We start from the raw sequence: 12,080 nt of genomic DNA, 5'->3' as shown, positions 1-12,080 counted from the left end.
CTATTGGGCGCGGCGTTGCCGGTCTGCCGACCGGCTGGGTGGCGCGCTGGGGTTCCGGTAAGCCGGTGATTGCATTGGGCAGTGATATTGATGGTCTGCCGAAAACCTCCCAGATGCCCGGTGTTGCCTATCGCAAGCCAATGATTGAGGGCGCACCCGGTCACGGGGAAGGTCATAATTCGGGGCAGGCTGTGAATGTGGTTGCAGCCTTGGCGATGAAAGACCTGATGGAGAAGGAAAAACTCTCCGGCACGCTGGTGCTCTGGCCGGGTGTGGCAGAGGAGTTGCTGGGCGGCAAAGCCTATATGGTGCGTGACGGCGTGTTCAAGGATGCGGATGTGGTGATGTTCACCCATGTCGGCAATAATCTGCAAACCTCGTGGGGCGCAGCCAATGGCACCGGTATGGTCTCGGTCAAATATACTTTTGGCGGCGAGTCTGCTCATTCCGCCGGTGCACCATGGCGCGGACGCAGTGCGCTTGATGGCGTAGAGCTGATGAATATCGGCTGGAACATGAAGCGGGAGCATTTGCGGCCTGAACAGCGCTCGCATTATGTGATCCCTGACGGCGGCGATCAGCCGAATGTGGTGCCGTCTGTTGCCAGTGTCTGGTATTTTATCCGCGAGACGGATTTTGAGAATATTGCCAAGAATTTCGCGATAGCCAATACCATGTCTGAAGCAGCGGCAAAAATGTCTGACACGACAGTGGAACGGCAGATTATCGGCACAGCAGCACCGCGCCATTTCAACAAGCCTATGGCGGAGGCAGCCTATGCCAATATTCTGGAGGTTGGCTTGCCGAAATGGACTGACGATGAAAACAGCTTTGCCAAAGCTGTGCAGAAGGCTGTGAAAGGCAAGGAAGACGGGCTGGCGACAGAGCTGAAGAAACTGGCACCACCGCCGGAAAAACCTGAAAGCGGCGGCTCGGATGATATCGGTGATGTGTCATGGATTGTGCCGACAATCACGCTGAACTATCCGTCGAATATTCCGAACCTTCCGGGGCATCACTGGTCGAATGCCATGTCGATGGCCACACCAATTGCTCATAAGGGCGTTGTCGCCGGATCGAAGGTCATTGCCATGACTGGCGTTGATCTTCTGACCAAGCCGGAACTGGTATCTGCGGCACAGGATTATTTTACCAATGTGCAGCAGAAGGATCAGAAATATCTGCCGATGCTTGGTGCGGATGACAAGCCGCAAATTCAGCTGAATACGGAGATTATGCAGCAGTTTCGCCCTGAAATGCAGAAGCTCTATTATGATGCGGAGAAATATCCGACTTATCTCGAACAGCTCGGCGTTAAATTTCCTGAGCTGACTGCGCCGCAATAGCAGAACTGTATAAACATGATGAAGGCGGTTCGGCATTTAGCCGGATCGCCTTTGTTTATCCGGCTAGAGTAATGCGATAGGCGCAGCGTCGTGCGCCGAGTAAAATATGCTCGCAGCGCTCGATCTTGCAATTGTCACCGAGAATGGCTTGAAAAATATTGAGTTCGGAACGGCAAAAGCCCCGGCAGGCTGTGGCCGCAGCGCAGATAGGGCAGTGGTTTTCAATCAGCAGCCATGAACCGTCCGGCTGCTTTGTCCATTCCGACATATAGCCTTCCTGACTGCGCAATTCTGCAAGGCAGTCTATGCGTTGTTCCAGCGCTGTCATATCCTGCATGGCTGTGCGGTAGTTTTTGAGTATTTCCTGTTCGCGCAAGGTTATCACGCGCTCAGTCAGGTCTTCACCCAGACTGCTCATATGGCGCAATAAACTAACGGTCAGCTCCGCATGGCTGTCAGGAAAGCGGTTGTTGCCTTTCTCAGTCAGATGCCAAAACTGCACAGGTCGTCCGGCTTTTGGTTTTTTTTCTGTGGCATAGGGTTCAATCAGGCCTTCTGTCACAGATTTTTGTAATTGCTGGCGTATATTTTCCGCACCCGTGCCTGCGAGTCGTGCAAGTTCCGATATTGTTTGCGGGCCACGGGTTTTAAGAATAAACAGCAGACGATCAGCGGTGCTTTGTTGTGCAGCGCTGTTCATTTCATCCGAAGTGATAATGTCAGAACTTGACATTTGATCTCCTGCTGAATATTCCAAGTTTATGCTTGCATAATTAACGGCTCCCTCAGGGATTTGCAACCCGACCGGTATGTTCCGGTTAAAATTGATGAGAAACACAGGCGCATTCCCGCCGGAACTCATGGTTTTTGATAGCTGTCCGGAGATTGAAATGTCTGACCCGGCATCACTCACCAGCTACCACAAAGTTGGCTGGGGAGATTTGTTGACTGGCAAAAATGCCATTCGTTCCATGGCGCTCGCAGGTGGCGTCGCGCTTCATGCTGTTAATGTTTATATTGCTACAACCATTCTGCCTTCCGTCGTTTCGGATATTGGCGGGCTGGATTATTATGCGTGGAACACCACTCTTTTCGTCGTTGCATCCATTATCGGCTCAACGCTGGCTGTGAAACTGCTGCGTAAAACCGGCCCGCGCAAAGCCTATGCCATTTCGGCCAGTGTTTTTGCTCTCGGCACCCTGATTTGTGCTGTTTCGCCGACAATGCAGGTTTTGCTGGTCGGTCGTTTCATTCAGGGCTTCGGCGGCGGTTTCATGCTGGCTTTGTCCTATGCCATGATCCGTATCGTATTTCCCGAAGCGCTGTGGCCGCGCGCTATGGCGCTGATTTCCGGCATGTGGGGCGTTGCTACACTGGTTGGCCCTGCTGTGGGCGGTATTTTCGCTGAACTCGGCGAGTGGCGTGCTGCTTTCTGGTCGGTTGTTCCTGCAGCGCTGCTTTTTGCTGTAATGGCGCTGTTTGTGTTGCCGGATGTACGCCATGAAGAGGAAGACACAAATCGTCTGCCTTTTGCACAGCTCAGCCTGCTGACACTTGCAGTCTTTGCGGTATCGCTTGGTAGTGTCAGTTCTGAAGTGATCTGGAATGTGATTGGTATCAGCATGGCGATCCTGTTGATCGGTCTGATGATCCGTCTGGAAGCCACCAGTAAAAATCGTCTGTTGCCGCGTGGCTCTTTCAGTTTCAGCCAGCCGCTTGGGCCTGTGATCGTAACCATGTCTTTGCTGGCGCTGACGGTCACATCCGTGGAAGTGTTTATTCCGCTGTTCCTGCAGGTGCTGCATAACCAGTCGCCATTGGTTGCCGGTTATCTGGCTGCGCTGATGGGCGCAGGCTGGACACTCGGCTCAATCATGAGCTCGGGGATTTCATCGCGTCGTGTGCGTGATGTGATTATTATCGGCCCGCTGGCCTCTTTTGCCGGTATGGTTTTGTTGCTGCTTCTGCTGCCATTTTCCAGCAATGGTACCTATCTGGAATTGCTGCCGCTCTGCGCCGGTTTCATCGCTGTGGGCTGTGGCGTGGGTATGACATGGCCGCATCTGCTGACACGGGTGCTGAAAGTTGCACCGACTGATGAGAAGGATCTGGCATCAACTGCGATTACCACTGTGCAGCTGTTCTCTGCCGGTCTCGGTGCGGCAATGGCCGGTATGGTCACCAGCCTTGGTGGCCTCACAGTTCCGGGTGGAATTGCCGGTACATCCAGTGCTGCATTCTGGCTTTTCTTGAGCTTCGGCGTGGGGCCGTTACTGGCATTCCTGTGCGCCTCGCGCATGGTGAAACGCTGGTAAAATCAGCCGCTTACGTTAAAAAGATAGAGCTGACCGGTTATTATCCGGTCAGCTTTTTTTATAGGCGAGATAGGGCTGGCGTACAAAGCGCCACAAAACCAGTACAATGATAATCAGGCCGTAAATCAGCGGCTCAGGTGGCCAGCTTTTGACCGACATCAGAAAATGCAAACTACCGGCGAGAGCAATGATATAAATCAGCCGGTGCAGGTTCTGCCAGTTATTCTTCAATTTGCGAATTGACCATTGGTTTGAAGTTATTGCCAGCGGAATCAGCATGACAAAGCCGATAAACCCGAAAATAATAAACCAGCGTTGTGTTACATCTTTCACGATATCCGGCCAGTTCAGGCCACGGTCGAGAATGATATAAGTCGCGAAATGCATCGCCACATAATAAAACGCCAGCAGCCCGAGAGCGCGGCGATAGGGCAGGAAATTCAGCCGGAATAAATCGCGCAGCGGTGTGACGAGCAAGGTCAGGATTAAAAAGCGCAATGCCCATATACCAAGAAGATGCTCAAATGATTTGACCGGATTCGCGCCAAGCTGATTGGTGGCTGCCAGCCAGAATGCCCATGCTGCCGGTGCAAGGCCGACAACATAAATACCCCAGCGCAGCCAGGGGTTATTGGGGATTTTGACCGGCGGCTTACGCGCGGCTGTCTGTTTACCGGTTGTGCGGGGCATAGCGATGGTTTGCGCAGCGATATCTGGTTTCATGCCGGTTCCCGCTCTAATAATTCTTGGTCAGATCCATACCGCTATAGAGCTGGGCAACATGCTCGCCATAGCCGTTAAATGGAAGCGTATCGCGTCTGTCAGGCGAGAAGAAACTGCCGCTGCCAATCCGTGTTTCAGTCTTCTGGCTCCAGCGCGGGTGATCCACCGCCGGATTAACATTGGCATAGAAACCATATTCCGAAGCGTTCTGCATTTTCCATGCAGTCACCGGCTCTTTATCTGTCAGTGTGATTTTGACAATCGATTTGATGCCTTTAAAGCCGTATTTCCAAGGCACAACGAGACGTACAGGCGCGCCGTTCTGATTGGCAAGGTTCTCACCATAGAGGCCGGTTGCCAGCAATGTGAGCGGATTCATTGCCTCGTCAAGACGCAGTCCTTCACGATAAGGCCAGTCAAGTACCGCAAATGCACCGCCGACACCCGGCATTTCTTTTGGCCGCAGAGCTGTTTCAAAGGCCACATATTTAGCAGAACTCAGCGGCTCAACACGCTTCAGCAATTCTGACAGCTGAAAGCCTTGCCAGGGAATAACCATCGACCATGCTTCAACGCAGCGCATCCGGTAGATGCGCTCCTCAATGCTCATCGTCTTAATCAGGTCATCAATATCGAAAGTCGCAGGCTTTGCTACCATGCCGCCGACTTCGATGGTCCACGGACGCGGCTTGAAACCGCCGGAATAGCTGGCAGGGTCGGATTTGCCTGTGCCGAATTCATAGAAATTATTATAGGTCAGCACTGAGTCTTTTGGTGTCAGCGTCTCATCGGTTTTAAAGCCGTCAGCACTATCTTTGGCTGAGGCAATATCCGGTAGCAGGCCACCGAGAGACAAACCAATACCGGCAGCGATGCCTGTCTTGATAAATTCCCGTCGCCGCAAGTAAAATGTCTGACTGGTGATTTCAGAGGATGCGATACCGGATTTAAAAAATGACTTAGACATAGCACTTGCTCCCTGCAGACTTATGTCAGTGCAATTATAGGGGAATAGGGCGGAATTAATATCGGGTAATATATTAGAGGAAATCTGTGGTGGAATTTAGTTACTAAAACGCGCTTTGTGAGATTTGAATATTGTGAAACAATAAAAAAGGCTCCCGAAGGAGCCTTTTTAGAGCATTTCACAGTCAAGTTGGATCAACTTGACGCCCGTGATAATGCGACCAAATAAAGAATCTAGAGCGAGCGCTATGATCCAATCTGGACGTAAACCGCTCTAGCCTTGGAAATAATCCCCGTTTCGCGGCGTGATGCGCACTTTATGGATGCGCCGTGAATCGGCTTCCAGCACTTCCAGTTCGTAGGCAGGCAACACATCAATGATCGCGCCGGTTTCCGGAATATGATCCAGAGCCGAGATGATGAGACCGCCGAGCGTATCCACATCCTCACTGTCTTCGCCCTGCGTAAAGCCTGCACCGATCAGCTGCTCGAGTTCTTCCAGTTCCGCACGGGCATCAACCGTATAGGAGCCGTCCGGATTGCGGATCAGGGACAATTCTTCATCGTCATGTTCGTCTTCAATATCGCCGACAACCATTTCAACAATGTCTTCCAGCGAGACGAGGCCGTCTGTGCCGCCATATTCGTCGATCACCAGCGCCATCTGAATATGACTTGCCTGCATACGCGCCATCAGGCTGCTTGCCAGCATGGAGGAAGGGACGAACAGCACCTTGCGCATCAGGTTCAGTTCATTGATCGGTGTTGTGAGATCAATTTTGGACAGATCATAGCGCTTGGCAGCGGCTGGCTGTTCCGAACCGGCAGGCTGTTGCCTGCTCATGCGGGTGATGTAGTTGAGAACATCGCGGATATGGATCATCCCGCGCGCATCATCGAGCGTCTCAACATAAACCGGCATACGAGAATGGCCCGAGGACTCAAACAGTTCCAGCAGCTCACCCAGCGGTGTTGAATATTCGATAGCTTCAATATCAGCGCGGCTGATCATCACGTCATCAACGCGAAGTTCCCGCAGGCGCAGAATATTGTTGAGCATTGCCTTTTCTTCGGCGGAAAAAGCTGTGTCGCTGTTCGCATCATCGGACAGCGCATCCGTCAAATCTTCGCGGATCGAGCTGGTCTGGCGCGAACGGAGAAACGGAAATAATCCGGAAAGGAGTGAGCGTTTTTCAGATCCTGCCGCTCGTGCAGGATTTTGCCCCGTACTCTGCGCTTCCGGATCGTTCTGAGAAACGGCGTCGCTGTGAACAGCGCCCGTTGAAGAATTGTGATTAGTCTGATCAGCCATGGTCAATCGTTTTCATTATCGGTTGAATGTACAGTATAAGGATCAGGTATGGCAAGAGCATGAAGAATTTCGCGCTCGAGTCCCTCCATTTCTTCTGCTTCCTCATCATCTTCATGATCGTAACCCAGCAGATGCAGCAGGCCATGCACGATCATGTGATGCAGGTGCTGATTAAAGCTTTTGTTTTCTTCAAGAGCTTCACGTTCGACAGTTTCCCGCGCAATAATAATATCGCCGAGCATCGGCCCCGGAGCATCGCCCGGCGCGATGTCAAAGGCCGGAAAAGACAGCACATTGGTGGCTTTGTCTTTATTGCGCCATTGCGCATTGATGGTGCGGATCGAGGCATCGTCGGTCAGAACAAGGCTGAGCTCGGTCTCTTGCTGCGGCAGTTCAAGCCGCGCCCAGACGGCATCGACACAGGATCGGGCAAGCGTTTCATAGGTTTCATTGTCGTCCCCCGACGGGGTTTCCCAAAGAGAACTTTCAATGAGAATGTCGATTGTAATCATTTTTGTTTCGTGAACCGGTTTATTGTTAAGACAACAGCCCGCCTGCAAAGAGACGGGCTGTTATAAAAGTCAATTTGTAATCTAAAAACCTATTTAGGTTTCCGAAGGCGTGTTTTCACCCTCAGTCACACTAACTTTATGATGTTTCAGCGTTTTGGCCGCACCACGTTTTTCATAGGCGCGGACAATAGCTGCAACCATCGGGTGGCGCACCACATCTTTGTCGCTGAAGCGCACGGTGACAATGTTTTCAACATCGCCCAAAATCTCCAGCGCTTCCACAAGGCCGGATTTCTGACCGGCGGGCAGATCGATCTGGCTCGGATCACCGGTGACGATCATGCGCGAACCTTCACCCAGACGGGTCAGGAACATTTTCATCTGCATGGATGTGGTGTTTTGCGCCTCGTCGAGAATAACAGCCGCATGTGCCAGTGTACGGCCGCGCATGAAGGCCAGAGGTGCAATTTCAATCACACCGGCGGCCAGTGCTCGCTCGACTTTATCCGCAGGGATCATGTCATAAAGCGCATCATAGAGCGGTCGCAGATAAGGATCGACCTTCTCTTTCATGTCGCCCGGCAAAAAGCCGAGCCGTTCACCGGCTTCAACCGCAGGACGGGACAATACAATCCGCTCAACCAGTCCGCGCTCCAGCAGCATGGCGGCATGGGCAACAGCGAGATAGGTTTTACCGGTACCGGCAGGGCCGGTGCCGAAAACCAGTTCCGAGCGCTCCATCGCACGCATATAGGCATCTTGCGTCGGCGTGCGGGCAAAGATGGTCTTTTTGCGTGTGGAGATTTGTGCCGCAGAAAGGCGGGTTTTGGTTTCAAGCGTCGGCAGGCTCAACTGGTCATCACGCACCGGCGTTGCAGTTGCAGCCATGCGCAAGGCACCATCGACATCGGATTTGCTCAGGTCATGACCTTTTTGCAAAAGCGAATAGAGGTGATCCAGTGCCATCCGCGCCTGTGCTGTGGCGGTTGCTTCACCGCGCAGGATCAGCTGATTGCCTTTGGAGCGGACATCAACACCAAGTTTTTGCTCAATATAAGCGAGATTCTCGTCGAATTGGCCAAACAGCGCACTCGCCAGCCGATTGCTGTCAAAATCGAGGACTATATGAGCCATATCAGAAGCGCCATCCTGCAGAGCAGGGATTGTGGTGGCGGGTTTTTTCAGTTCTTTGCTAACCTGTTTGCCCGTGGTGACGTTCAACCGGCTCTCCTTGATTGCGGTTTAGCTTTATTAATTGTCAGTGCGCTGATCCGCCGTGACGGATCATATCTGACACGATTATGGTACAGATTAATGACACTGTCACGCGGGAAAGCAGAGCCGGTTCAAGGCGAACGTTATTTAGAGCGGTTTCAGTTAAAATTGACGTTTGAAACCGCTCTAAATTTTTTATTTTTACGCATTGTCCTGCGCATCGAAGCGGGAAAAGAAATCAGTCCGGCGAACTGATTTCCCCACAGAGGCGCTTCGCACTTTTGCTGGAAATGCTTTAAGCTAATTTTTCGGCGACAAGGCTGTTGGTGCCGGTGGAATTGACGCGTACGCGGATCATATCACCGACTTCACCCGGATTATTTTCAATGATTACCGGAATGAGCCATGGTGAGCGGCCTATCATCTGCCCTTCAAAGCGTCCCGGCTTTTCAAGCAGCACATCCATTTCAGTGCCGACAAGACTATTCTGAAATGCATATTGCTGTTCGCTGAGCAGCGCCTGCAAGCGCTGCAGACGTTCGTCCTTCACGGATTCTTCCACATGATCCGGCAGATCGGCACCGGGTGTACCCGGACGGGAGGAATATTTGAACGAATAGGCCTGCGCATAACCCACTTCGCGCACCAGCCGCATCGTGTCCTCAAAATCCTCATCGGTTTCACCAGGGAAGCCGACAATGAAGTCGCCGGACAGTGCCAGATCAGGGCGCACGGAACGGATACGCTCAATCAGGCGGATATAATCCTCACCTTTATGTTTGCGGTTCATCGCCTTCAGAATGCGGTCGGAACCGGCCTGCACCGGCAGATGCAGATAAGGCATCAGAATATCGAGATCGCGATGGGCATTGATCAGTGCATCATCCATGTCACGCGGATGGCTGGTCGTATAACGCAGACGGGCAATGCCCGGAATTTCCGCCAAACGATAGAGCAGTTCTCCCAAACCCCATTCGCGGCCGTCATCGCCCGCGCCGTGCCAGCCGTTGACATTCTGGCCGAGCAGGGTCAGTTCACGCACACCGGCCTGAACAAGCTTTGTTGCCTCATTGATAATCTGGGCAACGGAGCGCGAAACTTCTGAACCGCGTGTGTAAGGCACAACGCAGAAGGTGCAGAATTTATCGCAGCCTTCCTGCACCGTCAGAAATGCGGAAACACCACGCTTGCGTACCTGTTCACGGCTGGCAAGCGGCAGATGCTCAAACTTGTCTTCCACGGCATATTCGGTATCGACAACCTGACGGCCTTCACGTACCTGAGCAAGCGCCTGCGGCAAGCGGTGATAGGTCTGCGGGCCAACCACGAGGTCAACAGTCGGCGAACGGCGCAGAATTTCATCGCCTTCCGCCTGTGCCACACAACCGGCAACACCGATAATCAGATCTTTGCCGTCCGCCTGACGCTTATTTTTCAAATTACGCAGGCGACCCAGCGCGGAATAGAGTTTTTCGGAGGCTTTTTCACGGATGTGGCAGGTATTAATCAGCACCATATCCGCATCATCGGGGCTGTCTGTGGTGACATAACCTTCTGCGGCCAGACTGTCGGCCATGCGCTGGCTGTCATAGACATTCATCTGGCAGCCATAGGTTTTGACAAAAACCTTACGGCTATTGGCCAGATTATTACCGGAGGCAGTGACATTTAACGGAGTGTCAGAGACCGGATGATGCGGGTTGGGTGCTGTTTGATCCTTCATGGCGCGGCTTTTACCGCTTTTCCCTTAGCTTGAGAAGGGGACAGATGCGCGCAAAACACCATGAAAGACCAGATATTCTAAAAGCGGATCAATGCTCCGGTTAGAGCGCCGTGTGTCAGCTTGGCACACAAAGGTCGCTCTAACATTTTAAAATTATGCTCTAGTCAAAAACCTCATCCGGATAGGCACCCCAGATTTTTCCCTGACGGATCCAGCCGCGTGTGCCCTGTGTTTCGAGCTGACACCATTGGCCGGTGCATTCACGGATATTGGCGATGACACCTGCTTCAGCACGGGCAACAACGCGGGATGTGTCGCTGGCGCTGGCGTAAAGATCAATTACATTATCCGCCTTGCCGCGCTCCCACGGAGCAACGATAGCGGTGCGCTTGCCTGCCAGAAGTGACTGATAGACCCAGCCTTCCGTGCCGTCAGCATCACGGATACGGCGCCAGTTGTCATATTCCTGAATGATCTCAACCGGCAGTCCCGATTTGGTATAAAGCCATGACACTGCATAATCGCGCCCCGGACCGACGCGGATATTCACACGGGCAGGTTTCAGGCTGACAAAACGCGGGATCGGCAGGCCGCTTGGCCCAAGATTGGCAGATGAGGTTGCTTCTTTGCTCGGTGCATCTTCACCGGATGGGCCTTCTTCTGCGGAAGAGGGTTCTGCGCCTTCGGAAGCGTCCTGTGCATAGGCATGATGCGAGCCGGATAAAGGGGACAGCAGAAACAGGCAGGAAAACAGGCCTATAGCCAGTAACAGACAAAATTTTGATTTTTCTGTTTTATGCATATGCTGTTTCATTCGCAGTCCTGACCGGCTTATATTCTGGTATAGTCATCCCGACGGTTTGCAAGATTGGTCTGTAAGATCAATATGACGTTAGGAGACCAGAACCGGCGCTTTTTCTTTGTCTTTGTTCGTCTGCCTTGCTAGACAGTGTATGAACCGTGACAATGCCGCACTCTGCACCTTCTTGGTTAAGGAGGTCTCAACGCGACACATCAAAGGGGTAGAAATGTCGGGCAAAAAGAAACCATTGGTCGTCATTACCCGGAAATTACCGGATCCTGTTGAAACGCGCATGCGCGAATTGTTTGATGCGCGCCTGAATATTGATGACCATAAAATGTCGCGTGAGGAACTGGCTGCGGCCATGCGCGAGGCCGATGTGCTGGTGCCGACGATTCGCGATGTGATCGATGCGGAGCTGATTGAGCAGGCAGGCGCCAATCTGAAGCTGATCGCCAATTTCGGCAATGGCGTGGACAATGTGGATGTAACCGCTGCTGCCAAGCGCGGTATCGCCGTGACCAATACCCCGAATGTTCTGACAGAAGATACTGCCGATATGGCGATGGGGCTGATTCTGTCTGTGCCGCGTCGTCTTGTGCAGGGTGCGAATGTGTTTTCCACTTCCGGCGAATGGCCGGGCTGGTCGCCGACTTGGATGCTTGGCAGGCGCATCTGGGGCAAGCGCCTCGGTATTGTCGGCATGGGGCGCATCGGCACCGCTGTTGCACGCCGTGCCAAAGCTTTTGGCCTTGCTATCCATTACCACAACCGCAAGCGGGTTCATGCGGCGGTTGAGGAAGAGCTGGAAGCCACCTATTGGGACAGCCTCGACCAGATGCTGGCACGGATGGATATTATTTCTGTCAATTGCCCTTCGACACCGGCAACATTTCATCTGCTTTCGGCGCGCCGCATCGAGTTGATGCAGCCCAATGCTTATCTGGTGAATACGTCTCGCGGCGAGATTGTCGATGAAAATGCGCTGATCCATCAGATTGAGCAGGGCAAACTCGCGGGTGCCGGTCTTGATGTGTTTGAACAACATCCGGCGGTTGATCCGCGTCTGCTGAAACTGGCCTCTGAAGGCAAAGTGGTGATGCTGCCGCATATGGGCTCTGCCACTCTGGAAGGACGTATTGATATGGGCGATAAAGTCATCGTCA

At 52.7% G+C, this 12,080-nt stretch carries 12 protein-coding genes; 4 read left to right on the top strand and 8 right to left on the bottom strand.

All coding sequences use genetic code 11. The features are described 5' to 3' along the window. Positions 1-1,346: M20/M25/M40 family metallo-hydrolase (locus A918_RS0106900; protein ID WP_028233497.1), on the top strand; the 1,346-nt coding region annotated here is incomplete at its 5' end. A gap of 55 nt (positions 1,347-1,401) precedes the next feature. On the opposite strand, the gene A918_RS0106895 is transcribed toward A918_RS0106900, so the two are convergent. Then, positions 1,402-2,079, bottom strand: coding sequence for a metalloregulator ArsR/SmtB family transcription factor (locus A918_RS0106895; protein WP_022710351.1), 678 nt, complete (start codon positions 2,077-2,079; stop codon positions 1,402-1,404). 157 nt (positions 2,080-2,236) lie between these two features. On the opposite strand from A918_RS0106895, the gene A918_RS0106890 reads away from it, so the two are divergent. Then, positions 2,237-3,661 carry an MFS transporter gene (locus tag A918_RS0106890; protein ID WP_033315943.1) on the top strand — a complete coding sequence of 475 codons (1,425 nt, stop codon included), beginning with the start codon at positions 2,237-2,239 and terminating at the stop codon, positions 3,659-3,661. A gap of 48 nt (positions 3,662-3,709) precedes the next feature. Here the strand turns inward: A918_RS0106890 and msrQ are convergent, their stop codons facing one another. From msrQ to A918_RS19720, 5 genes are all read right to left on the bottom strand, one after another. Beyond that, entirely contained in the window at positions 3,710-4,384 is a 675-nt protein-coding gene (msrQ, locus tag A918_RS0106885; RefSeq protein ID WP_022710349.1) for a protein-methionine-sulfoxide reductase heme-binding subunit MsrQ, read from the bottom strand. Positions 4,385-4,397: 13 nt separating this feature from the next. Continuing rightward, the gene (msrP, locus tag A918_RS0106880; protein ID WP_022710348.1) at positions 4,398-5,351 is read right to left on the bottom strand and encodes a protein-methionine-sulfoxide reductase catalytic subunit MsrP; all 954 of its coding nucleotides are present in this window, start codon (positions 5,349-5,351) and stop codon (positions 4,398-4,400) included. 273 nt (positions 5,352-5,624) lie between these two features. After that, the gene (locus A918_RS19725; RefSeq protein ID WP_022710347.1) at positions 5,625-6,662 is read right to left on the bottom strand and encodes a hemolysin family protein; all 1,038 of its coding nucleotides are present in this window, start codon (positions 6,660-6,662) and stop codon (positions 5,625-5,627) included. A gap of 2 nt (positions 6,663-6,664) precedes the next feature. Next, positions 6,665-7,174: an rRNA maturation RNase YbeY gene (ybeY, locus tag A918_RS0106870; RefSeq protein ID WP_022710346.1), complete on the bottom strand. Its 510-nt coding sequence runs from the start codon at positions 7,172-7,174 to the stop codon at positions 6,665-6,667. Positions 7,175-7,267: 93 nt separating this feature from the next. Continuing rightward, positions 7,268-8,308, bottom strand: coding sequence for a PhoH family protein (locus A918_RS19720; RefSeq protein ID WP_033315941.1), 1,041 nt, complete (start codon positions 8,306-8,308; stop codon positions 7,268-7,270). Between A918_RS19720 and A918_RS21715 the strand changes: the two genes are divergently transcribed. Then, positions 8,300-8,644: a hypothetical protein gene (locus tag A918_RS21715; protein ID WP_156831392.1), complete on the top strand. Its 345-nt coding sequence runs from the start codon at positions 8,300-8,302 to the stop codon at positions 8,642-8,644. The two genes, A918_RS19720 and A918_RS21715, sit on opposite strands and share 9 nt — an antisense overlap. 40 nt (positions 8,645-8,684) lie before the next feature. Here the strand turns inward: A918_RS21715 and miaB are convergent, their stop codons facing one another. Continuing rightward, positions 8,685-10,112: a tRNA (N6-isopentenyl adenosine(37)-C2)-methylthiotransferase MiaB gene (gene miaB / locus A918_RS0106855; protein WP_022710343.1), complete on the bottom strand. Its 1,428-nt coding sequence runs from the start codon at positions 10,110-10,112 to the stop codon at positions 8,685-8,687. 160 nt (positions 10,113-10,272) lie between these two features. Next, entirely contained in the window at positions 10,273-10,926 is a 654-nt protein-coding gene (locus A918_RS0106850) for an SH3 domain-containing protein (protein WP_245257298.1), read from the bottom strand. Positions 10,927-11,140: 214 nt separating this feature from the next. On the opposite strand from A918_RS0106850, the gene A918_RS0106845 reads away from it, so the two are divergent. Further along, a partial coding sequence (locus A918_RS0106845; RefSeq protein WP_022710342.1) for a D-glycerate dehydrogenase occupies positions 11,141-12,080 on the top strand: 940 nt, incomplete at its 3' end.

It is taken from the genome of Pseudochrobactrum sp. AO18b, assembly GCF_000409565.1.
In the GTDB taxonomy this organism is placed as follows: domain Bacteria; phylum Pseudomonadota; class Alphaproteobacteria; order Rhizobiales; family Rhizobiaceae; genus Pseudochrobactrum; species Pseudochrobactrum saccharolyticum.
This window is presented reverse-complemented; position numbering and strand designations above follow the sequence as displayed.